Raw genomic sequence first — 22,957 nt, forward strand, 5'->3', positions numbered from 1 at the left:
CGTCGCAAGGTGGCGGACCGGGCGTCCGCCGACGGCGCTCAGGCGATGGGAGGTCGGATCTCGGGCGCTGCGCCGGTGGCCGGCAGAACCCTGGCCAACGGAGGCTGGTCCACGCCCAGGACCGCAAGGCGCGGCAGTCGCGGCGCTGTCAGCAGCCCCGCCGGAACCGGGTGCAGGCAGTCGCAGGCGCAGCCGCCGTCATCGCAGCAGTCGGCGGGGGCGGCATCGGCAGGCACATCGCTCGGCGCGTGACAGGGCGATACCCCGCTGGCGTTTTCGATCAGCGCATCGGCGGCCGCTGCACCGGGCGCCAGGCCACCGGCCAGCAAGGCCAGGACCAGGAACAGGTGGGCGAGGGTACGCAGTGCGGGCATGCGCCGATTCTATAACGCCTCGGGCTGGCCCGGCAGGGGCCAGAGCCGTTGAAGAAAACACCGGCCAGGCCACCTTCACATGAGGTTCGGGACCAAGCTGCCACTGTCCGGTGGCCTGCCGGGGACGGGATACGCGTCTCAAAGGATGAGCCTTCAACACGGCAGACTTGCTTTCAGACCCCACCCGACGGAACCCCATGGACGAACGAGACGAGTGGCTGACCCGCCTGCGCAGGATGCGCCTCTCCTGGCCAGTGCGCTGTGCGCGGACCTATACCCCGGAAGACATGAGCCGCCTGACGGAAGGTCTCTGGCCCCTTGGGCTGGAAGACCGCTGGGTGGTCTGGTTCGACCAAGGCCAACTGCGGGTGTGGCGCAGCGGAACCGGCGACTGCATCTACGAGGCCGAACTGGCCGTGGACGAGGGCGGCAGCGGGCACTGTCGCGTGCTGCGCGTCTGCGATGAGCCTGACGTTTACACCCGAAGCCAGGCGGAAGAGGGCGAAATCGATCGCTTCGAGGGCGTGCTGGCCTTGCTTCTGGGACGGCGGCGGGAAGCGGCCGCCTGAGACCCGGGCCGCGAGCCAGTTCCAGGGTCCCTGCGTGGATGGCCTGTGGCAATATGCCTCGGCTTCTGCCGCTCCACCCTTGGCCCCGCTGCCCGAAGGATGCCGTGAATCCCGCGCTGCACTTGCTCGTCGTCGAAGACCAGGCCGATGTCGCCGCGAACCTCTGGGACTTCCTCACCGCCCGCGGCCACCGGGTCGATCATGCCGCGGACGGCGTCAGCGGCCTGCGCATGGCCATGGCCGGCGGCTACGACGTGATCGTGCTCGACCTTGGCCTGCCGCGCCTCGATGGCCTGGTCCTGTGCCGCCGATTGCGCGAAGCCGGCCACGGTGTTCCGGTGATCATGCTTACCGCCCGCGACCAGCTCGACGATAAGCTCAAGGGTTTCGAGGAGGGCGCGGACGACTATCTGGTCAAACCGTTTTCGCTCAAGGAACTTGAGGCGCGGATCGGCGTCTTGTCACGACGCGGCCAGCCGATGGCGGGCGCCATCGTCAGCTGGCAGGGGCTTGAGCTGGATCCGCGTGCGCACACCGCCCGCCGCGAGGGACAACGCATCACGCTGACCAAGGCGCAGACCCGACTGCTGGATTGCCTGATGCGGGAAGCGCCCCGCGTCGTCGACCACGACCGTCTCGCGCGTGCCGTCTGGGGCTCGGAGGGCGGTGAGTCGGCCGCCCTGCACACCCATATCTATGCCCTGCGAGCCGTGCTGGACAAGCCCTTCGACCACCCCATGATCCAGACCGTGCACGGCATCGGCTACCGGCTGGGAGCGCCGGATTGAGCCCGCGCCTGCCGCTGCGCTGGCGGGTCGCCCTGGCCCATGGCCTGATCGGACTGGTGCTGAGCGTCGGCTTCGCGCTGGCCACGACCTTCATCGCCGAAGACTACGAGCACCTGTTGATAGGTGCGCTGCTGGAAGGGCAGGGCCAGGACTACGCGGCGCGCCTGGCCGAAGATCCGCAGGCGGCGCTGCCGACCTCATCGCGATACTCCGCCTACCGGGAGCAGGACGCCCCGGCGGAATTCCGCGGCCAGGCCACGGGCATCCACGAGATCCACCTGCCCGGCCGGAAAGGCCTGCATTTCGCCGTATTCGGCGAGCCGGGCCAGCGACTGGTCATGGTGATTGATGTCGGCGAGATCGAGGCGCTCGAGCGCTACCTCGCGCAGATCATGCTGGCGATCATTGCAGGCGGCACCTTGTTCTCGGGCTGGGTGGGCTGGGTGCTGGCCCGCCGAACGGTCGCACCGGTGGCCCGCCTGGCCGAGGCGGTGCGCGGCCTTCCCGTGCAGGCTGCGCCCACGCACCTGGCCGACGAATTCAGTCCGGATGAACTCGGCCAACTGGCCGCCGCCATCGATGCCTACCAAGGCCGGCTTGCCGACGCGAGCAGCGCCGAGCGGACGTTCTTCTCGAATGCCAACCACGAGCTGCGGACACCGATCACGGTGATCCAGGGCGCCATCGAGGTCATGCGTGATGATGCGGCGCTGGTGGCGTCCCAGCATGTCCGGCTCGATCGGGTGGATCGCGCCGTGATGGAGCTCGGCGTCTTGCTAGAAGCCCTGCTGCTGGCCGCGCGCGGCGTTCCGGCGGAACGCGATTCGATACCCCTGCGGCAAGCGTTCACCGATGCCCTGGCCAAGGTCGAGGGCAGCCATCGCGCCGCCGCGGATCGACTGCAGGTAGTCGTCGAAGGCGAACCAGAGGTCCAGGCACCGCGGCGTTGGCTCGACAGCATCCTGGTCGTGCTGATCCAGCGCGTGCTCAGCCGTGGGCCCGCCAAACGCTGGCAGGCTACGCTTTCAGAGCAGGGAATCATGTTCAACGAGTCAGGTGGAGCAGGGCAGGTCGACCAGCGGGTGGCGCGAAGCGACCTGGGCCTGGGCCTGATGTTCGTCGAGCGTCTTTGCCGCGACCTCGGCTGGCAGCTGCAGCAGGGCGAAGATGCCGACGCCCGCCTTTGCATCGTTTTGCGCACGACGCCCACCCACGCCGCCTGAATCGCCGCAGGCCGGTTTAACGCGCGCCTGAGAATCTACTGAGCCTGGCTTACATCTCCACCTTGCATGCTTCCGGCAGCTGCATTGAGCAGCGGCGTGCCGGAGGACTGGCCATTGGACCAACGTACCTGGTGGACACTGTCCGCCGTCGGAATCGGCCTGCTCGCGCTTGTTTCGCTTCTGGCGCGTCCGCTGATGCCCGTCGATGAAACCCGCTACCTCACGGTCGCCTGGGAGATGTGGGATCGCGGACAGTTCCTGGTGCCGCTGCTCAACGGCGAATCCTACGACCACAAGCCCCCGGCGCTGTTCTGGCTTATCCACTTGGGATGGCTGGCCTTCGGCGTCAACGAGGTTTGGCCGCGCCTGATCGGGCCACTCTCGACCCTGCTCAGCCTGTGGCTGATGCTGCGTTTGGGCGACCGGCTGTGGCCCGATCGCGCCGGGGTGGGCCGGCTGGCCAGCCTGATGTTCCTGTCCTGCTGGTTCATCGCCTTCTACCAAACCGCATTGATGTTCGACATGCCGCTGCTGGCCACGGTGCTGCTGGCCTGGATCACCCTGGTTGATGCCGCGCGGCAGGGGCGAGGGCGCGACTGGATGGCCTTCGCTATTGCACTGGGCCTGGGGCTGCTGGTGAAGGGACCGGTTGCGCTGATTTACACGCTTCCACTAGCCCTTTCACTTCGCTACTGGGCAGCACCCGCCGCGCCGCGCCCTTCGGCGCCGACCGTGCTTGCCGTCATCGTGGTGGCGCTGGCGATCCCCGGCGCCTGGCTTGCCGCGGCGGCCTGGCAGGGCTCGGGCGACTACTTCGCCAAGCTACTGGTCGACCAGACCGTGGAGCGGGTCAACGGCGGCATGGGCCATCCCCGTCCCTGGCATTGGTACTTGCCGGTGCTGTTGCTTCTGCCGTTCCCCTGGACACTCTGGTGGCCGGCCTGGCGCGGCATCGGCGCCGCGCTGAAACAGCGCGAAGATCGCGGCAATCGCTTCATTTTCATTGGGTTCGCAGGAACGCTGGGCATCCTGAGCCTGGTCGCCGGCAAGCAGGTCCACTACCTCGTGCCGGCGTTGGCGCTAATGTCGCTTGCGGTCGCACGCGGGATGCACGAGCGCGCCGACGCGTTCCGGGCCGCCCGCGCCGTGGTGACCGGCAGCCTGCTCTTCTGCGTGCTGGCGATGGCACTCGTGTTCCCGGCCGTACGTCCGTATTTCGATCTTTCGTTGGCTAGCACGTACATCGGCCAGCAACAACGGCAGGGCAGGGCCATGGCCTACGTGGGCAACTACCAGGGAGAGTTCGGCTTCATGGGGCGGCTGCAGTCGCCCGTGATCGAACTTACGCCGAGTGAGGCCAACCAATGGATTCGACGGTTTCCTGAGGGTCTGGTCGTGGTTCGCGAGAAACGGGTGCGGCTGATGGGTTCGCCGCATCCCGAGTTCCGGCAGCGCTATAAATCGGACGCGCTGCTGATGTTCCGCGCCGCCGACCTGGTGGCGAGTGGAAGCAGCCTTCGCGAAGCCACGGCGAACCGCTACTGATCGGTGCTACGGGCGCGTGCGATTTCCAAGAAAAGAAGGCGCCGGGTATTCCCGGCGCCTTCTGGTTGCAAGCAAAAGGAAATCAGCGACCCGGGACGCGGCAGCAGGTGCGTGAGGCCGAAATCGTCCGTTCAACGGCGTCGTTGTTGCGCGCCGAGCAAACTCCGTTCTTGATGAGCACGAAAGGAGCCAGCCAGCTGCTCGCTTCACAATTGGTAGCGGTCTGGGTAAAGCCCGCCGCACACGCCGGCGCAATGGCATTTGCGTTGCTGCCCGAAAGAATGGTCACCGTGGTGTCGGCGGTATTCTGGCACTGCAGCTCAGTAGCCACCGGCGGCGCAAAATAGCCGACGATATCGGCGACGTAGTGTGACTGTGCAAACGTATACACGGTGAAATCAAACGCTGCTACGGGATTGGGAATCTGCACGATCAGTGCGTTGTTGACGATGGCGCCGGCGGTGTAGTTGATGCTGGAGGCGACAGGCCGGGTCGTCCCGAACGGATAGACGGTCGCGAAACCGGCGGTGGCTGGCGTGACGGCCGTGATGTTGACTGCCACGGCCGTGGCGGTCAGCGGATTCACGCCGCAGTCGGTGCCGCTGCCGCCCTGCGAGGTAAAGCCGGTGACGCCGATGGCAACGAAGTTCCGGGTGCCATTGGTGGCGATGGTGCCGGCCGCGACGTTTCGGGTGTCGACGATGCGGCAGGGCGTGACCGGCGTGTACACCAGGTCGTTGCTCAGTGCACCGAGCGCCTGCGGCGTCCCGTCGTCGTCGTTGCCTGCGGCCAGCATTTCAACCACCTTGTCGTCGCTAAGCCGGGCGCCGTCTCCGGCCAGCTCCGCCATCGCGCCCTCGAAGGTGTCGCGCGCCATGGCATTACGCAGGTTGGTGGCGTCAGCCAAGGCGAGGCTGGGCGCCATGCGCTCGATCCAAAGATCGGCCGGCACGCCGTACATGCGCTGGACGTACACGGACCATTTGCTCGTTAGCTCACGCGTCATCCGCTCCTGGTCAAGGCGCGCCGCCGTCTCGGCGCGGGTGGCGTCCAAGGCGCTTACGGGCGACGGCCGGGCCACGTCACCAGGCGCCGCGCGTGCGCCCGCGGCGGTTGAGGCAAAAGTCAGCACCGCAAGGGATGCTGCACAAAGAAGCAAAGATGTGCGTGCCGCCATGAGTTTCTCCAGGGTAGGGTCGTAAGGCGCCGGAAAGGCGGTGCGGCCAACAATACGTTGTGCATGATGCCGAGGGCCAATCCAGTACTTGACATAATATACATTATGCGAACTAAAGCCCGTAACATTGCCAGGGCCGGCTGTTTACCGCAGCGAATCTTGAGCATCTCCTGCGAAGATTCTGTACATCTGTTGCAGAAGTTCCTGCACAACATTGGAGGTGAATTGCCGGTTGGCCGTTGAACGGCCCCCAAGCCGATGCTTTTGCGGGTGCGGGCGGGCGGAACTTTCGTGCAAGGGGAAGGTCAGTCGGCTCTGACTGATAGAGCCCGACTGACCCAAGTCAATCCATCCCGCTCTCGGAGCTGGTAATGTGCCGCCTACGATGGAACGATTCCGCCGCCACCACCCGCGCACACGGTTTTCGCTGCTCGCGATTTTCGTGCTGCTGTGGTCGCAACTGGCGCTGGCCAGCCATCCTGCCTGCACCCTTTCGAGCATGATGTTCGAGCAGGCGCACCCGGTGGTCGAGGCGCCCTGCCACGTAACGGGCGGTGCCGCAGCAGCGGCAGACATGGCGGATGAGCCCGCCTGCGAATCGCACTGCAGCCGCAGCGACCTCAGTCCAGACACGGCTCGCGTTCTTGCCGTGCCGGCCTTGGCCCCGCAGCCGGCGGCACCGGCGATCGCGGTGCAATGCCTTGCCGAGGTCAACTACGTTGGGCCCTCCCCTGCCCCCCTCGGGGCCTGGCACCGACCCACGCTGCATCCTGCGAGCTTGCTTCTGATCTGATCCCCTACCCAGATTCCGGCCGGCGCGTGTAGCCCGGTCGATGAACTGGTGCGCCCGTTGTCGCGGTGTGCATCGCCCTGTCCTGCTGTGAGTCCACGGACCGCAGCCCCGGGAAGGCCCTTCAAATGATCATCTGCTCCAACACGCCGGCCACGTCTGGTCGGCCGCACCCAATCGCTGGCTTGCGCAGCCTTGCCCTGGCCGTCTGCCTCGCCTGGCTACCGCCCGCGATCGCCCAGGACTCGCCGGCCCCGGGTGCGGATGTGGCGTCGATTCGCACCTGGCTGATCGAGCACAATCCCGACCTGCGCGCCCTGCAGGCCGAGGCCGAGGCAGCCGAGGCGCGGGTCTTGCCCGCGGGCGCCCTGCCCGATCCCATGGCTGGCGTGCGCCTGGAGGGTATCGACCCGGACCAGCCAACCCTCGCGCCGGCCAACGTCGGCAACACCACCTGGACGCTGCGCCAGGACATCCCGCTCTGGGGCAAGCGCGGCCTGGCCAGGGACGCCGCCCGGGACGAGGCGCAGGCCGCAAGGCTTGAGCGCGATGCCATGTCCCTGACGATCCTGGCCGACGCCGAGCAGGCCTACGTGGCCTATTGGCAGGCCGAAGAGGCCGTTGCGGTGGTGGACCGCCTCATCGCTCTGCTGGATCAGATGGAGGAAGTGGCGCGAGTGCGCTACAGCCTCGGCGTCGCGGCCCAGCAGGATGCCATCCGCGCCCAGGTGGCGCGAACCCGGATGCAGGCCGAACGCATCGAGCGCCTGGCCGGCCGCCGCGAAGCCGTGGCCATGCTCAACGCTGCGCTGGGTCGCCCGGCGGACGCGGCATTGGCCAACCCGGCGCAGACGCCGATGATCGCGGTGCCGGCAGACAGCCTCGACGCCGCCCTGGCGCAACTGCGCACCGGAGCGCATCCGGCCATTGCTGCCCGGGCCGCGATGGCGTCGGCCGCCAGCCGGGCCACCGAGTTGCAGCGCCGGCAGCGCTACCCCGACCTGAGCGTCGGCCTCGGCGCGATGCAGCGCGGCGATCGCATCGACGGCTACGAACTGATGTTCGAGGTGGGGATCCCGCTGCAGCGGCGCGCGCTGCGAGAGCGCGAGCGCGCCGCGACGCTGGCCGGCGAGGCGGCACAACTGCGCGTTGAAGCTGCGCAAACCACCCTGCAAGGCCAGTTGGGTGGCGCGTGGGCCCAATGGGACAGCGCCCGCGAACGGCGGCGCCTGTTCGAGCAGACCTTGCTGCCGCAATCGCAGGCGAACTTTGAATCGGCATTGGCCAGCTACCGGGTCGGCGACGTCGATTTCGGGACGCTTCTGGAATCATTGGAAGCCTGGCAGGGCGCGGATCTTTCGCGCCTGGACGCCTGGCGGGATGAACTGTCGGGTGCCGCTGTGTTGCGCGCCCTGTTGGGGAGCAAGCAATGAACGCATTGACCAAGACCGCCCTGGCCGTCGCCCTGGCCGCCGCCCTCGGCGGCGCCTGGTGGCTGGGCCGCAGCAGCGCGCCCGCGGCTCCCGCTTCCGGCCCGGCGTCCTCTGCGCCGGCGGAACGCCAGGTGCTGTACTACCGCAATCCCATGGGCCTGGCCGACACCTCGCCCGTGCCCAAGAAGGACAGCATGGGCATGGATTACCTCCCCGTTTACGGGGACGACGTACCCATGGAGCCCGGCACCGTCGCCCTGAGCCCCGAGAGGGTGCAAATGCTCGGCGTGCGCACCGAGGCCGCCGTGCGTGCCGCGCTCGGTGCTACGGTGCGCGCCAGCGCCACGGTCGAAGTCGATGAGACCCGGCAGTTCGTTGTGGCGCCGCGCTTCGAAGGCTGGATCGAAACCCTCTACGCCAACCAGACCGGCATGGCGGTCAAGTGTGGCCAGCCTTTGGCGACGCTCTACAGTCCCGAACTGGTGGCGGCTCTGGAGGAAGCACGCATCGCCGAAACGGCCGCTGCGCGACTGGAACCAACCGATCCAGCCAGCGCCGCCACCATGCGCCGGCTGCGCGATGCCTCGCAGGCGCGCCTGCGCAACTGGCAGGTCAGTGGCGCCCGGCTGGATCGCCAGGGCGGCGGACGCCTAGTGATCACCGCGCCGGCCGATGCCGTAGTGATTGAAAAATCAGTCGTGCAAGGGGATCGCTTCGAACCGGGGCAAACCATCCTGCGGCTGGCAGATCTGTCGCAGGTGTGGGTCGTGGCCGACGTGCCGGGATCCCAGGTGGCCGGACTGGCGATCGGAGACCGCGCGACCTTCGAAACGACCAGCCTGCCCGGCCGCTTGTTCGAGGGCCGCATCGAGTTCCTGCAGCCGGTGCTTGATCGGGCCAGCCGCACCGTCGGAGTGCGGATCACGCTGGCGAACGAGGATGGCGCCCTGCGGCCCGGACTGTATGGCGACGCCGTCCTCACCGGCGCGGCCGGCGAGCCCGCGGTGGTCATTCCACGCTCGGCCGTGATCGATAGCGGCACCCGGCAAGTGGTGCTGGTCGAGGTTGCGACAGGCAGGTTCGAACCGCGCGAGGTGCAGCTCGGCCAGCGTGACGGGGATCGCGTAGCGGTGCGCGCCGGCCTGCGCGAAGGGGAAAGTGTGGTGACCTCAGGCAACTTCCTGCTCGATGCCGAGAGCAATCTTGGGGCGGCGATGCAGGGCATGACCCCCCAAGCGACTTCTCCCACCGATTCCGGCGACGCAACGGACCACAGCGCCCATGCAGCGGCGGAAGCTCCCGGGGCCGGAGAGGCCACGGAGCCAACGAAGGGTTCGGCTGAATCCGAGCCCGATCCCCATGCCGGGCACGCGGAGGACCACTGACCATGCTTGCCCGCCTGATCGAATGGTCGGTCCGCAACGTCTTCCTGGTGCTGGTGCTGAGCCTGGCCGTCACGGCGGCCGGCCTCTGGGCCGTGGCCCGCACCCCGCTCGACGCCCTGCCCGACCTCTCGGACGTGCAGGTCATCGTGTTCACCGAAGTCCCGGGCCAGGCGCCGCAGGTCGTCGAGGACCAGGTCACCTACCCGCTGACCACGGCCATGCTGGCGGTCCCCAAGTCGAAGGTCGTGCGCGGCTTCTCGTTCTTCGGCGCGTCGTTCGTCTACGTGATCTTCGAAGACGGCACCGACATCTACTGGGCCCGCTCGCGCGTGCTCGAGTACCTGAACGTCGCGTCCAAGCAGTTTCCTGAAGGCGTGACGCCCACCCTGGGCCCGGATGCGACTGGCGTGGGCTGGGTCTACCAGTACGTGCTCGAGGGCGAGCAGTGGTCACTCGACCAGCTGCGGGCCATCCAGGACTGGTACGTGCGCTACCAACTGATCACGGCGCCGGGCGTGGCCGAGGTCGCCAGCGTCGGAGGCTTCGTTCGCCAGTATTCAGTCACCGTCGACCCGGGGCGCCTGCGCCAGTACGGCGTGCCGCTGTCGCGCCTCTCGGAAGTCATTGCCGCCAGCAACCGTGACGTCGGCGGTCGCGTGTTGGAAATGGCCGAGACCGAGTACATGATCCGGGGCCGTGGCTACCTGCGCGGCATCGAAGACATCGAGCGCCTGGTGCTCAAGGCCGACGACGGCACGCCGGTGCGCATCGGCGATCTGGCCAGGGTAGAACTGGTGCCCGACGAGCGCCGCGGCGTGGCCGAACTCAATGGCGAAGGCGAAGTAGTTGCCGGCATCGCGGTGGCGCGCTACGGCGAGAACGCCCTGTCGGTGATCGACGGACTGAAACAGAAGATCGCCGAGATAGGGCCCGGCATGCCCGAGGGCGTGTCGATCCGCGCCGTGTACGACCGCTCCGACCTGATCCACCGCGCCATCGCGACCCTTCGCTGGACCCTGATCGAAGAAGCCCTGATCGTCGCCCTGGTCTGCTTCGTGTTCCTGTTCCACGCCCGCAGCGCGCTGGTGGCGATCGTGATGCTGCCGGTCGGCGTGCTGATCGCCTTCTTGGCCATGCACCTGCTGGGCATGAACTCCAACATCATGAGCCTGGGCGGCATCGCCATCGCCATCGGCGCCATGGTGGACGCGGCCATCGTGATGATCGAGAACGCACACAAGCACATCGAGCGAGACGACGGCAGCACGCCCCGGGTGCAACTGATCATCAATGCCTGCCGCGAGGTCGGTCCGGCGCTGTTCTTCAGTCTGTTGATCATCACGGTGTCGTTCCTGCCGGTGTTCGCGCTCGAGGCCCAGGAGGGCCGGCTGTTCCATCCCCTGGCCTTCACCAAGACTTTCGCCATGGCCGGCGGCGCCCTGCTGTCGGTGACCCTGGTGCCGGTGCTGATGCTGTTGTTCGTGCGCGGCAAGATCCTGCCCGAGGCCAGGAACCCGGTGAACCGGATCCTGATCGCCCTGTACCGGCCGGTGATCACCGTGGTCCTCCGGCACAAGCCAGCGACGCTGGTGGCGGCCGCCCTCGTGCTGCTGGTCACGGCCTGGCCTGCCAGCCGGCTGGGCAGCGAGTTCATGCCCACGCTCAACGAGGGCACCCTGCTTTACATGCCCTCGTCGCTGCCGGGGATGTCCGTGACCAAGGCGGCCGAACTGCTGCAGCAGCAGGACCGGATCATCAAGACCTTTCCCGAGGTCGAATCGGTGTTCGGCAAGGCCGGCCGCGCGCTGACTGCGACCGACCCGGCGCCGTTGGAGATGTTCGAGACCGTCATCAACCTCAAGCCCGAGGACCAGTGGCGCGACGGGATGACCGTGGACAAACTCATCGCCGAGATGGACCAGGCGCTGCAGTTCCCGGGCGTGGCGAACTCCTGGACCATGCCGATCAAAGCGCGCACCGACATGCTGGCCACCGGCATCCGCACGCCGATCGGCATCAAGGTGTTCGGCACCGACCTGGATGAAATGGAGCGCGTGGCCCGGCAGATCGAGGCCGCGGTGCGCACCGTCCCGGGCACCACCAGTGCCTACGCCGAACGCCTCACCGGCGGCCTCTACCTCGACATCGAGCCCCGGCTCGACCAGCTGGCCCGCTACAACCTGACGCTGGGCGACGTGCAGGACGTGATCGCGGCGGCCTTGGGCGGTGAGATGATCACTACGACGGTAGAAGGGCGCGAACGCTTCGGCGTGATCGTGCGCTACCCGCGCGAATTGCGCGACAGCCCCGAGGCAATCGCTCGGAACGTGCTGGTGCCGACCATGGACGGCGCGCAGGTGCCGCTGGGCGAGCTGGCCGAACTGAGCATTCGCAAGGGCGCACCCTCGATACGCACCGAGAACGCCCTGCTCTCGGCCTATATCTATGTCGACACACGCGACACAGACTTGGGCGCCTATGTGCGCGCCGCAAAGGAAGCCGTCGCCCGCGACGTGACCTTCCCGCCCGGCTACTACGCCACCTGGAGCGGCCAGTACGAGTACATGCAGCGCGCCATCGCCAAGATGAAGGTCGTGGTGCCGATGACGCTGGCGATCATCTTCATGCTGCTGTACCTGAACTTCCGCCGCGTCACCGAGTCGCTGATCGTCATGCTGTCCGTGCCCTTCGCGCTGGTAGGCGGCGTCTGGCTGATGTGGGCGCTGGACTACAACCTCAGCGTCGCGGTTGCGGTAGGCTTCATTGCACTGGCTGGCGTGGCGGCCGAAACCGGCGTGGTGATGCTGATCTACCTCGACCACGCGCTGAAGACGCGGGCGCTGGCGCGCCAGGCGCGCGGCGAGGATCTCACCCTTGCCGACTTGACCGACGCCATAGTCGAGGGTGCGGTAGAGCGCGTGCGACCGAAGATGATGACCGTGGTCGCGATCATGGCCGGCCTGCTGCCGATCATGTGGAGCACCGGCACCGGCTCGGAGGTGATGCGACGCATCGCAGCGCCCATGGTAGGCGGCATGGTGTCTTCGACCATCCTGACCCTGGCGGTGATACCTGCTATCTATGCCTTGATAAAGAAGCGGGAATTGTCGCGGACCTAGCTCGCAAGCAACAGACACGAGGAAGCAGAAACCATGGGATTCATGAAAAGTGCTTTGGTCATTCTGGGCCTGGGGGCGGCAGCGGTGGCCGGTGGCGTCTACTTTGGCGCCGTCCATCCCGGAGCGGATGAACCGCATTCAACGCCCGTTTTCAGGTTGATTGAAACCGCTCGAGACCGTGCCATTGCGGTGCGATCGCGCGACATCGTCGTCCCCACACTGGGGAGCCAGGAACAGATACGTTCGGGCGCCGGAAACTATGCGGCCATGTGCACCACCTGCCACCTGGCGCCGGGCATGGCGCCGACCGAACTGAGCCAGGGTCTTTATCCGCTGCCACCCGCGCTGACCAGGCTCGGCGCGCCCGATCCGGCACGCGCCTTCTGGGTAATCAAGCACGGCATCAAGGCTTCGGGCATGCCGGCCTGGGGTCGGAGCATGTCCGATGAGTACATCTGGAACATGGTTGCCTTCCTGCAGCAGGCCCCGGTCATGAGCCCAGCGCAGTACCAGGATCTGGTGGCCAGCAGCGACGGACACTCGCACGGCGGCGGCGAGAGCATGCCGCATGACGAAAAGATGCCGGGCATGCCGACCATGACCAGCGACCACCATGGTGGGGTCGACGTCGCGCCCCATGACGACGCCGGGTCGCCACCGCACGACCATGGCGCGCCAACACCGGCGCCAGAAGCCCATGACGATTCCGGGACCGCACCCCACGAGCATGCGCCTGCCACTGAATCCGCGGACGAGCACCACGGACACTGAACCCGACAATGCTCTGGCGATTGATGCGCCGGACGGCGAAGGCCAGCGGCGAACTGGCGTGGGTCGCCAGCGAGAGCGAACTGCACCTGAACAAGGATGGCAAACCCGTCACGATGCTCAGCACCGAAACCATGCTGGTCAGCGCACAGACGCGGGTTGGAAGATCGTGCACATTCATTGGTCTTCGCGCACGAAAACGCCCGACGGTCACCACTGAGGCTCGCCCTCCCGTTGAGGCCACCGAAAGGCCCTTACCGGTCAGGCATGGCCGCTCCATGCCGTTCAGTCCGCACCATCACTGACCCGGAGTCATTGCCATGAGCCAGCACCACAGCCACCCGCCGGTTTCCCCGGCGGCATCGACAGACCAGCCCCGCGACCCGGTTTGCGGCATGGCGGTCTCCGGCCCGCTGTTCGTGATGCACGACGGCATCCGCTACCCGTTCTGCTCTGAACGATGCCGCGAGAAGTTCCTGGCCGAGCCCGCGCGCTATCTGGCGGGCACCTTGCCAAACGCCGCAACAGGCGCCGCGCCGCCCGCGGCGGCCCCTGTCGCAGCGGGCATCAAGTACACCTGCCCGATGCATCCGGAGATCGTCCGGGACGAGCCCGGCGCCTGCCCCATCTGCGGCATGGCACTCGAGCCGATGCAGCCCTCGCTGGACGATGAGGACAACCCCGAACTGGCGGATTTCACGCGCCGGTTCTGGACCACCCTGCCCTTGACGGCGATCGTGCTGGTGCTGGCGATGGTCGGGCACCGTTGGGATTGGCTGGAGAATTCAACGCGCACGTGGATCGAGCTGGTGCTTTCGGCCCCGGTGGTGCTGTGGGCCGGCTGGCCATTCTTCGTGCGGGGCTTGGCCTCGCTGCGGACCGGCCACCTGAACATGTGGACCCTGATCGGCACCGGCGTGGCTGCCGCTTTCGGCTACAGCCTGGCGGCGACGCTGGCGCCGGGATGGTTCCCGGCGTCGTTCCAGGAACACGGCCGGGTGGGCGTGTACTTCGAGGCGGCGGCGGTGATCGTTTCCCTGACCCTGCTGGGCCAGCTGCTCGAACTCAAGGCGCGTTCGCAGACTTCGGCCGCCATCAAGGCGCTGCTGCGGCTTGCGCCCAAGACGGCCCGCCGCATCAACGCCGATGAAAGCGAAGAAGACATCCCGCTGACCCATGTGCACGTGGGCGATCGCCTGCGCGTGCGCCCCGGCGAGAGCGTGCCGACCGATGGCGAAGTCGTGTCGGGCACCTCCAGCGTGGACGAGTCCATGCTCACGGGTGAACCCATGCCGGTGGCCAAGAAGCCGGGCGACCGCGTGATCGGCGCCACGCAGAACGCGTCGGGAAGCCTGGTGATCGTGGCCGACAAGGTCGGCGCCGACACCGTGCTGAGCCAGATCGTGCAGTTGGTCGCAACGGCCCAGCGGTCCCGGGCGCCGATGCAGCGCATGGCCGACACCGTGTCGTTCTGGTTCGTTCTTGCCGTGCTGACGACTGCCCTGGCCACGTTCCTGGTCTGGGGCCTGTTCGGCCCCGAACCGTCCTGGGTGTTCGGTGTGCTCAACGCCGTATCGGTACTGATCATCGCCTGCCCCTGCGCGCTGGGCCTGGCCACGCCGATGTCGATCATGGTCGCCACCGGTCGCGCCGCCAGCGTGGGCGTGCTGTTCCGTGATGCCGAGGCGATCGAGAACCTGCGCAAGATCGATACGCTGATCGTCGACAAGACCGGAACGCTTACGGAGGGCCGCCCCAGCTACCGCGACACCGTGGCGTCGCCGCCCTTCGATGCAAAACAAGTGCTGCGCCTGGCCGCCAGCCTCGACCAGGGCAGCGAGCATCCGCTGGCGGCCGCCATCGTGGCCCAGGCCCGGGATTCGGAACTCGCGCTGTCGACTCCGGAAGCCTTCGAGTCAGCGAGCGGCATCGGCGTGCGCGGCCGCGTGGATGGCCAGGCGCTCGCCTTGGGCAACGGCGCCCTGATGGCCGAAGAAGGTGTCGACGTGGCGGGCCTCAAGTCGGATGCCGAGCGGCTTCGGGCCGAAGGCGCCAGCGTGATGTTCCTGGCTGTCGATGGCCGGGCCGCCGGGCTTCTGGCGGTGGCTGACCGGATCAAGGCATCAACCCCGGAAGCGCTCGATCAACTCCGAGCGGCCGGATTGCGCCTGATCATGGCCACTGGCGACGGGGAAACCACGGCACAGGCCGTAGCCAAGACGCTGGGCATCACCGAGGTGCACGGCGAAGTGCGGCCGCAGGACAAGGTCGACCTGGTGGCGAAGCTGCAGGCCCAGGGACGTCGCGTGGCGATGGCCGGGGACGGCATCAATGATGCGCCGGCGCTGGCGCTTGCCGATGTCGGCATTGCCATGGGCACCGGCACGGACGTGGCGATGTCCAGCGGCCAGGTAACGCTGGTGAAGGGCGACCTGCGCGGCATCGTGCGCGCACGGCAGATATCTCAGTCGACGGTGGCAAACATGAAGCAGAACCTCGGGTTCGCCTTCCTCTACAACGGGCTGGGCGTGCCGATCGCCGCGGGCGTGCTGTACCCGGTGTCCGGATTGCTGCTCAGCCCGATGATTGCGGCGCTGGCGATGAGTCTTAGCTCGGTATCGGTCGTCATCAATGCGCTCCGGTTGCGCACGTCCAAGGTGTAACCCACCTCGGGCAGTCGCTATGACGGAACACTTCGATATGCCCGGCAGCGACGTAAGCAGGCCGCTGCCGGCGCCGGGACGGGCGAACGTCACGACTCGGTAGCCCCGATAAGCTGCCCTAATCAGCCAAGGGAGTGCGACACCGCCGAGCTACATTGGCCGACGTGAATCGTCCCTTGCTTGCAGGGACTCGACCCCGGCTTACTTAAGGCCCAACGCCTTTCTTACCTTGCTTTGGACGGACCAGGACGCCTGACTGTAGGCCAGCAGCATCGCTGCTGAATCCTCGTCTTGGCAGTAGAAGTACGCGACCGGGACCTTCAGGACGCGAGCAAGGGCGACCAGAATGGGAAACGATGGACTGTGCACGCCCCGCTCGTACTGATTGATGCGCGGGCTCGCCACGGAGGGATCCAGGCCCGCCAAGATACCGAGCGCTTTTTGCGACAGGCTGGCCTCGGTTCGGGCGTCCGAGAGCCTTTGAGGCACTGGATTTCGGGGTGGCGAGGCTTTGGAGGGCGGCACGAGCAGACCCAAGAAGGCGCGGTGCTCTAGAGGGTGTTAGCTCCTAACCTGCCTGGATACTAAGAATTCCTTAGACTACCCCTCCCCTACCCCTTTGGCCGGCCATGTCCCCCTCCCGCGCCCATCGACTGGAAGATCTAGACATTGGAGTGTTGATGCGCGACCAAAATTGACCAGCCCTGCGCGTTCAAAATTGACCAGGGCATGGACCGGGGGATTCCAGCCCCGGGGTTGTTCGCAGTGTAGCGTCAGCCGCCGGTTTCGGTAGCCGGTTTCGCATCCTCCTTCGCCTGTTGCGCCCGGGCCTGCTCCCGGGCCTGGATTTTGGTCTTGGCTGTCCGGCTGCTGTGCCGGAAACGGTAAGAATCGTTGCCCGTCTCGACGATGTGGCAGTGGTGGGTCAGCCTATCCAGCAGCGCCGTCGTCATCTTCGCGTCGATGAATACGTTGGCCCACTCGGCGAACAGCAGGTTGGTGGTGATGAGCACGCTGGTGTGTTCGTAGAGCTTGGACAGCAGATGGAACAGCAGCGCCCCGCCGGCCTGGCTGAAGGGCAAATAGCCCAGTTCGTCCAGGATCACCAGGTCCAGGTTCAGCAGCTGGTTGGCCAGGCGGCCGGCCTTGCCGGCCGCCTTCTCTTGCTCCAGCGCGTTCACCAGTTCGATCGTGCTGAAGAACCTCACGCGCTTGCCGTGGCGGCCCACCGCCTCCACGCCCAGCGCCGTGGCCAGGTGCGTCTTTCCCGTGCCGGTGCCGCCGATCAGCACGATGTTCTCGGCCCGCTCGGTAAAGGCCAGCGTCGCAAACTGCTCGATCTGGCGCCGGTCGACCTTGGACTGGTCAAACTCAAAGCCCGCCAGGTCGCGGTGCAGTGGGAACCGCGCTGCGTGCATCTGATAGCGCACCGAACGCAGGGCCCGGTCGGTGGTCTCGGCGTCCAGCAGGTGCCGCACGATCCAGTCGGCGGACGCGACCTCGGGGCCGCCGTTGCTCACCAGTTCGGCGTAGCCGCCGGCCATGCCGTGCAAACGCAGCGCTTTGAAGGCAGCGATCAGCTCAGTCATGGGTCACCTCCTGCCGCAGGCGGTCGTAGCGGGCCGTGTCGGCCAGCGGTGCCGTGGTCACGGTCAGGGCCGTCTCGACCTGGTCCGGTGGCGGCCCCTCGTGCAGCCGCGCCAGCAGGTTCAGCACATGCTCGGCGCTGGGCCGGCCCGATTCCAGCGCCAGTTCGGTAATCCCCCCATTTTTAGCTGACACCAAAAGTGGAGCTAAGCAGCTTGTGCCAGTTTTTGCATCGGCGTGATTCCGCCGAGGCCCATGTTGGGGCGTTCGTGGTTGTACGTCCAGAGCCAGCGGGTGGCTGATTCCTGCACTTCTTCGACGGATTCGAACAGGGTCTGCCCCAGCCAGTCGTAGCGCACGGTGCGGTTGTAGCTTTCGACGTATGCGTTTTGTTGCGGCTTGCCTGGCTGGATGTGTTCGATCCGGATACCGTGTCCCTCGGCCCACGCCAGCAGCGCGCCGCTGATGTACTCCGGCCCGTTGTCGCAGCGAATGGAGGCTGGCTTTCCGCGCCACTCGATGATGTTGTCGAGCGAGCGGATCACACGCGCGGCCGGTAGCGACTGATCGACCTCGATACCCAGTCCTTGGCGATTGAAGTCATCCAGGACGTTGAACAGCCGGATGCTGCGGCCGTCACTGAGCTGATCGTGCATGAAATCCATGGACCAGCTCCGGTTGATGGTGTCTGGCACCGCAAGCGGTTGCGGCTTCTCCCGCACGATGCGGATTTTCGGCTTGATCCGCAGGTTCAGCTCGAGCTCGCGGTATGTCCGGTAAACGCGCTTATGGTTCCAAGGCTGGTGCTTTACGTTGCGCAGGTGCAGGAAGCAAAGGCCAAATCCCCAGTTGCGCTGGTTGTGCGTCAGACGCACCAACCAGTTGGCGATGACTGCGTTCTCGTCCGACAGCTTGGCCTGGTAGCGATAGCAGGTCTGGCTGAGACCAAACGTCTCGCACGCATGCCGAATGCTGACGCGCCGGTCTGCCACTGCCTTTTTGGCCATCTCGCGCCGCTGAGATGGCCTCACCATTTTTTTGCGAGGGCTTCCTTCAGCAGTTCTGCGCTGAGCTGGGAGTCGGCGTAAATTTTCTTGAGCCGCCGGTTCTCGTCCTGCAGCTCCTTGAGCTGGGACATCATCGACGCATCCATGCCGCCGTACTTGCGGCGCCACTTGTAGAAGGTCGCCGAGCTGATGCCGTGCTCGCGGCACAGGTTTGGGACTGGGGTGCCGGCCTCGGCCTGCTTGAGCACGGCCAGGATCTGGCTGTCGGTGAATCGGGACTTTTTCATGGAAATCTCCTCGGGAAAGGTTACGAGAAAATTCCACTTTTGACTTCTGCCAATTTACGGGGGGATTACCCGCTGGGCCGGCGCTGGCTCTCCGGCCGGCCACGTGGAACAATGCCGGGCAGAAGCGGGGGTGCCCAGGCGTCAGCGGGCTGAGAATTACCCTTCGAACCTGATCCGGCTCGCACCGGCGTAGGGAGCTTCGTGGTGCTGGCCCTGCCCGCGCCCCGGCGCCGCCGCTTCGTTCCGCCCCGTCCGGGGCCCAAGAGGACGAATCGCATGAATGCCCTGCCCACCGAACTGCTGCGCCAGGCCCAGCAGCTGTCCGAGTCCGTGACGCGCCCGCTGGCGGGTTCGCGCAAGATCTACGTCGAGGGCTCGCGCCCGGATATCCGGGTGCCGATGCGCGAGATCGCGCTGGACCCGACGCCGCGCATTTACGGCATCCAGGAGCCGAATGCGCCCTTCACCGTCTATGACATGTCCGGCCCCTATAGCGACCCGGACGCCAATATCGATCTGGGCGCCGGCCTGGCCCCGCTGCGGGCGCCATGGATCGCCGAGCGCGGTGACTCCTCGCCGCTGCCGGGCCTGAGCTCGGAGTTCGGCCGCGGCCGCGCCGCCGACGCCAAGCTCGACAGCGTGCGCTTCCCGGCGCTGCGGCCGCCGCACCGTGCCAACGCCGGTGCCAACGTGAGCCAGATGCACTACGCCCGCCGCGGCATCATCACGCCGGAGATGGAGTTCATCGCCATCCGCGAGAACCAGCGCATTGATGCCATCAAGGAAGCCCACCTGCTGCGCCAGCATCCGGGCGAGGCCTTCGGCGCCAGCATCCAGAAGTTCATCACGCCCGAGTTCGTGCGCGACGAGGTGGCCCGCGGCCGCGCGGTGATCCCGGCCAACATCAACCACCCGGAACTCGAGCCGATGATCATCGGCCGCAACTTCCTGACCAAGGTGAACGCGAACATCGGCAACAGCGCCGTCTCGTCGGGTATCGCCGAGGAAGTGGAAAAGCTGGTCTGGTCGATCCGCTGGGGCGCCGACACGGTGATGGACCTGTCCACCGGCAAGAACATCCACGAAACACGCGAGTGGATCCTGCGCAATTCGCCGGTCCCGATCGGCACCGTGCCGATCTACCAGGCGCTGGAGAAAGTCGACGGCAAAGCCGAGGACCTCACCTGGGACATCTTCCGCGACACCCTGATCGAACAGGCCGAGCAGGGCGTGGACTACTTCACCATCCACGCCGGCGTGCTGCTGCGCTACGTGCCCCTGACCGCCAAACGCGTCACCGGCATCGTCAGCCGCGGCGGCAGCATCCTGGCGAAGTGGTGCCTGGCCCACCACAAGGAGAATTTCCTCTACACGCACTTCGAGGAAATCTGCGAAATCATGAAGGCCTACGACGTGACCTTCTCGCTGGGCGATGGCCTGCGCCCGGGCTCGATTGCCGACGCCAACGACGCCGCGCAGTTCGGTGAACTCGAGACCCTGGGCGAGCTGACCAAGATCGCCTGGAAGCACGACGTGCAGACCATGATCGAGGGCCCGGGCCACGTGCCCATGCACCTGATCAAGGAAAACATGGACAAGCAGCTCGCCGTCTGCGGCGAGGCGCCGTTCTACACCCTGGGTCCGCTGACCACCGACATCGCCCCGGGCTACGACCACATCACGTCCGCTATCGGTGCGGCCATGATCGGCTGGTTCGGCACGGCGATGCTTTGCTATGTGACCCCGAAGGAACACCTGGGCCTGCCGGACAAGAACGACGTGCGCGAAGGTCTGATGGCCTACCGCATCGCCGCCCATGCGGCCGATCTCGCCAAGGGCCACCCGGGCGCGCAGGCCCGCGACAACGCGCTGAGCAAGGCCCGCTTCGAGTTCCGCTGGGAGGACCAGTTCAACCTCGGCCTGGACCCGGAGCGCGCCCGCGAGTACCACGACGAAACCCTGCCCAAGGACGCCCACAAGGTCGCCCACTTCTGTTCGATGTGCGGCCCGCACTTCTGCTCGATGAAGATCACCCAGGACGTGCGCGAGTACGCGGCCGCCCAGGGCGTGAAGGACGAGGCCGAGGCGCTGGAAAAGGGCATGGCCGAGAAAGCGGACGAGTTCCGGGCCCAGGGCGCCCAGCTCTACCGCCGGGACTGAAACCGTTGCACCACTCGTCGGCCGCCGCCCGCCGGCGGCCGGCGGTTCCGGGTTCGGCTCAGCCGCGATTCATGCCCCGACCACCGGCCGCATGCTAGGTTGCGAGCATCCAACCGGGAGGTGCGTCATGTCCGTCTCACGCCTTTGGCAGGCTCTGGCCCTGCTTTCCATGATCCTGCTGGCCAGTTGTGCAACGGGCCCGCGCATCAGCACCGACGCCGACCCGTCGGCCGACTTCAACCGTTATCGCAGCTTCGCCTTCTTCAGCCCGCTGGCGGTGGAGACCGAGGGTTATTCCACCCCGTCCAGCAGCCGCATGAAGGCGGCCGTACGCCGTGAGCTCGAATCCCGCGGCTACGTCTACGACGAGGCGTCACCGGACCTGCAGGTCAACATCAACGCCTACGTTGACGAGCGCACCGACGTCTACAACACGCCGCAGATGGAAACCGCGCTGTATTACAGCTACCGGGCCCGTTCCTACGTGGCGGTGCCGTACTGGACCAACCGTACCGACGTCTATCGCTACGCCGAAGGCACCTTGAACGTTGATCTGGTTGATGCCCGCGAGAAGGCCCTGGTCTGGGAAGGCGTGGCCGTTGGCCGCATGTCCCGCCTGAAGCCGGCGGAACGCGCGGCGCGGATTGATTCGACGATTGCCGATATTTTTGCGGAGTATCCGCATCGGGCGGGGGCGCGCTGAGTTTTTCGCTAGCACGGAAAGCAAAAAAGCCGCCCTTGGGGCGGCTTTTTTTTCGGGCCTGAAGGCCCTCCTACAGGGGGTGGAATGTAGGAGGGCCTTCAGGCCCGAAGCTCTTGCTTAGAAATTCAGCTTCTCAGGACTAGCCTCAAACCGCTCCACCGAATCCATGATTTCCCGGCGCGCCGAATCCGCGCCTTCCCAACCGTCGAGCTTCACCCACTTGCCCTTCTCCAGGTCTTTGTAGTGCTCGAAGAAGTGGCCGATGCGCTCGAGCCAGTGCGGGCTCACCTGGCCGATGTCGTGGATGTGGGAGTAGCCGCCGAACACCTTGTCCACCGGCACCGCCAGCAGCTTGGTGTCTTCGCCGGCCTCGTCCTTCATCTTCAGCATGCCCACCGGGCGGCAGCGGATCACCGAGCCGGGGATCAGGGGCAGGGGCAGGATGACCAGCACGTCCACCGGGTCACCGTCGCCGCACAGCGTGTGGGGTACGTAGCCGTAGTTGCAGGGGTAGCGCATCGGGGTCGACAGGATGCGGTCGACGAAGATGGCACCGGTCGCCTTGTCCACCTCGTACTTGACCGGTTCGGCGTCCTTGGGAATCTCGATGACGACGTTGATTTCGTGCGGCACGTCGCGGCCGGTGGGCACCAGGTCAAGGGCCATGGGGTAACTCCTGCTTTGCCCGGGGGAGGGCGGTGAAGTGGGGGCGCAAAGGATACGGGAAAGCCCCAGAGCCCGCACTCAGCCCCGCACCGTGTAGGAGGGCCTTCAGGCCCGAAGCTCTTCGCGAAGGGCTTCGGGCCTGAAGGCCCTCCTACAGGGTGGCGTTGGGCGCGGGGGCTAGGCACGGGTCGAGTCAGCGGCGAGAATGCGGTTTGGTCCATCGGAACCCCCGCCATGGCAGCTGTGCCCCCGCTCGATCCCAAGGCCCTGGAACTGCTGCGCATGCTCGACCGCGACCGGCCGGGTTCGTTCAGCGAGTTCGTGCGTATGTTCGTGCACGAGGCGCCGGACCTGGTGCGCCGGATGGAGCTGGCCTACCAGGCCGGTGACGCCGACGGGCTGGGCAAGGCCGCCCACTACCTGCGGTCGGCCGCCCTGGCCATGGGCGCCAGCGAGCTGGTGGCCGTCTGCCACGGCCTGGAGCGTCTGGACGATGCGCAGCTCGCCGATTCGTCCATGACCGCCCGGTTCAACGAACTGCGGCGCGCGGTGCGCGATGCGCTGATCCTGCTGCTGCAGGAAGTCCCCCAGATCTAACCCTCATGTAGGAGGGCCTTCAGGCCCGAAGCTTTTGGCGAAGAGCTTCGGGCCTGAAGGCCCTCCTACAGAAAGACGAAGCCCCGGTTTCCCGGGGCTTCGTCGTTTCAGGCTAT

The 22,957-nt window shown here is 66.5% G+C and carries 19 protein-coding genes, 2 pseudogenes and 1 riboswitch; of the genes and pseudogenes, 13 read left to right on the forward strand and 8 right to left on the reverse strand.

Translation table 11 applies throughout. The features are described 5' to 3' along the window. Positions 1–38: 38 nt before the first annotated feature. Positions 39–374 (reverse strand): hypothetical protein, encoded by a 336-nt coding sequence (locus ACYVGY_RS10750; RefSeq protein ID WP_460457490.1) that lies wholly within the window; start codon positions 372–374, stop codon positions 39–41. 197 nt (positions 375–571) lie between these two features. Here ACYVGY_RS10750 and ACYVGY_RS10755 point away from each other — a divergent pair, with 197 nt between their 5' ends. The 4 genes from ACYVGY_RS10755 (at position 572) to ACYVGY_RS10770 (ending at position 4,499) form a co-directional block, all read left to right on the forward strand. Next, the gene (locus ACYVGY_RS10755) at positions 572–943 is read left to right on the forward strand and encodes a hypothetical protein (RefSeq protein ID WP_460457491.1); all 372 of its coding nucleotides are present in this window, start codon (positions 572–574) and stop codon (positions 941–943) included. Positions 944–1,059: 116 nt separating this feature from the next. Further along, entirely contained in the window at positions 1,060–1,731 is a 672-nt protein-coding gene (locus ACYVGY_RS10760; RefSeq protein ID WP_460457521.1) for a response regulator transcription factor, read from the forward strand. Then, positions 1,728–2,954, forward strand: coding sequence for a sensor histidine kinase (locus ACYVGY_RS10765; protein WP_460457492.1), 1,227 nt, complete (start codon positions 1,728–1,730; stop codon positions 2,952–2,954). Before ACYVGY_RS10760 ends, ACYVGY_RS10765 begins: the two co-directional genes overlap by 4 nt. Positions 2,955–3,068: 114 nt before the next feature. Next, a complete protein-coding gene (locus ACYVGY_RS10770) occupies positions 3,069–4,499 on the forward strand; it encodes an ArnT family glycosyltransferase (RefSeq protein WP_460457493.1) in 1,431 nt (476 codons plus the stop codon). Positions 4,500–4,581: 82 nt separating this feature from the next. Here the strand turns inward: ACYVGY_RS10770 and ACYVGY_RS10775 are convergent, their stop codons facing one another. Continuing rightward, positions 4,582–5,553 (reverse strand): hypothetical protein, encoded by a 972-nt coding sequence (locus ACYVGY_RS10775; protein ID WP_460457494.1) that lies wholly within the window; start codon positions 5,551–5,553, stop codon positions 4,582–4,584. A gap of 508 nt (positions 5,554–6,061) precedes the next feature. Between ACYVGY_RS10775 and ACYVGY_RS10780 the strand changes: the two genes are divergently transcribed. The 6 genes from ACYVGY_RS10780 (at position 6,062) to ACYVGY_RS10805 (ending at position 15,834) form a co-directional block, all read left to right on the forward strand. Further along, positions 6,062–6,469, forward strand: coding sequence for a hypothetical protein (locus ACYVGY_RS10780; RefSeq protein WP_460457495.1), 408 nt, complete (start codon positions 6,062–6,064; stop codon positions 6,467–6,469). A gap of 125 nt (positions 6,470–6,594) precedes the next feature. Further along, on the forward strand, positions 6,595–7,899 hold the full coding sequence (locus tag ACYVGY_RS10785; RefSeq protein WP_460457496.1) for a TolC family protein: 1,305 nt from the start codon (positions 6,595–6,597) through the stop codon (positions 7,897–7,899). After that, positions 7,896–9,284 (forward strand): efflux RND transporter periplasmic adaptor subunit, encoded by a 1,389-nt coding sequence (locus ACYVGY_RS10790; RefSeq protein WP_460457497.1) that lies wholly within the window; start codon positions 7,896–7,898, stop codon positions 9,282–9,284. The genes ACYVGY_RS10785 and ACYVGY_RS10790 overlap by 4 nt, the downstream gene beginning before the upstream one ends. A gap of 2 nt (positions 9,285–9,286) precedes the next feature. Then, positions 9,287–12,403: an efflux RND transporter permease subunit gene (locus tag ACYVGY_RS10795; protein ID WP_460457498.1), complete on the forward strand. Its 3,117-nt coding sequence runs from the start codon at positions 9,287–9,289 to the stop codon at positions 12,401–12,403. 33 nt (positions 12,404–12,436) lie between these two features. Next, positions 12,437–13,174, forward strand: coding sequence for a c-type cytochrome (locus tag ACYVGY_RS10800; RefSeq protein ID WP_460457499.1), 738 nt, complete (start codon positions 12,437–12,439; stop codon positions 13,172–13,174). A 317-nt stretch (positions 13,175–13,491) separates the two neighbouring features. Then, positions 13,492–15,834, forward strand: a complete 2,343-nt coding sequence (locus tag ACYVGY_RS10805) for a heavy metal translocating P-type ATPase (RefSeq protein WP_460457500.1) — start codon at positions 13,492–13,494, stop codon at positions 15,832–15,834. A gap of 201 nt (positions 15,835–16,035) precedes the next feature. On the opposite strand, the gene ACYVGY_RS10810 is transcribed toward ACYVGY_RS10805, so the two are convergent. The 5 genes and pseudogenes from ACYVGY_RS10810 to ACYVGY_RS10830 form a co-directional block, all read right to left on the reverse strand. Next, positions 16,036–16,359, reverse strand: a complete 324-nt coding sequence (locus tag ACYVGY_RS10810; RefSeq protein ID WP_460457522.1) for a helix-turn-helix domain-containing protein — start codon at positions 16,357–16,359, stop codon at positions 16,036–16,038. Between the two features lie 248 nt (positions 16,360–16,607). After that, the gene (gene istB / locus ACYVGY_RS10815) at positions 16,608–17,423 is read right to left on the reverse strand and encodes an IS21-like element helper ATPase IstB (RefSeq protein WP_460457501.1); all 816 of its coding nucleotides are present in this window, start codon (positions 17,421–17,423) and stop codon (positions 16,608–16,610) included. After that, a pseudogene (locus tag ACYVGY_RS10820) lies at positions 17,416–17,589 on the reverse strand (IS21 family transposase); the annotation flags it as partial. The pseudogene ACYVGY_RS10820 and the gene istB, both read right to left, overlap by 8 nt. 38 nt (positions 17,590–17,627) lie before the next feature. Next, on the reverse strand, positions 17,628–18,635 hold the full coding sequence (locus tag ACYVGY_RS10825; protein WP_460457502.1) for an IS3 family transposase: 1,008 nt from the start codon (positions 18,633–18,635) through the stop codon (positions 17,628–17,630). Then, a pseudogene (locus ACYVGY_RS10830) lies at positions 18,566–18,715 on the reverse strand (transposase); the annotation flags it as partial. The pseudogene ACYVGY_RS10830 and the gene ACYVGY_RS10825, both read right to left, overlap by 70 nt. Before the next feature lie 116 nt (positions 18,716–18,831). Continuing rightward, positions 18,832–18,928: riboswitch (TPP riboswitch) on the forward strand. 63 nt (positions 18,929–18,991) lie between these two features. Between ACYVGY_RS10830 and thiC the strand changes: the two are divergent. Both thiC and ACYVGY_RS10840 read left to right on the forward strand, forming a co-directional pair. Then, the gene (gene thiC / locus ACYVGY_RS10835; protein ID WP_460457503.1) at positions 18,992–20,875 is read left to right on the forward strand and encodes a phosphomethylpyrimidine synthase ThiC; all 1,884 of its coding nucleotides are present in this window, start codon (positions 18,992–18,994) and stop codon (positions 20,873–20,875) included. A 127-nt stretch (positions 20,876–21,002) separates the two neighbouring features. Next, positions 21,003–21,578, forward strand: a complete 576-nt coding sequence (locus ACYVGY_RS10840) for a DUF4136 domain-containing protein (protein ID WP_460457504.1) — start codon at positions 21,003–21,005, stop codon at positions 21,576–21,578. Positions 21,579–21,695: 117 nt separating this feature from the next. On the opposite strand, the gene ppa is transcribed toward ACYVGY_RS10840, so the two are convergent. Continuing rightward, complete coding sequence (gene ppa / locus ACYVGY_RS10845) at positions 21,696–22,244, reverse strand: inorganic diphosphatase (protein ID WP_460457505.1); 549 nt, start codon at positions 22,242–22,244, stop codon at positions 21,696–21,698. Positions 22,245–22,478: 234 nt separating this feature from the next. On the opposite strand from ppa, the gene ACYVGY_RS10850 reads away from it, so the two are divergent. Beyond that, the gene (locus ACYVGY_RS10850) at positions 22,479–22,841 is read left to right on the forward strand and encodes an Hpt domain-containing protein (RefSeq protein WP_460457506.1); all 363 of its coding nucleotides are present in this window, start codon (positions 22,479–22,481) and stop codon (positions 22,839–22,841) included. Positions 22,842–22,957 lie beyond the last annotated feature (116 nt).

The sequence above is a fragment of the Arenimonas alkanexedens genome (genome assembly GCF_054781355.1).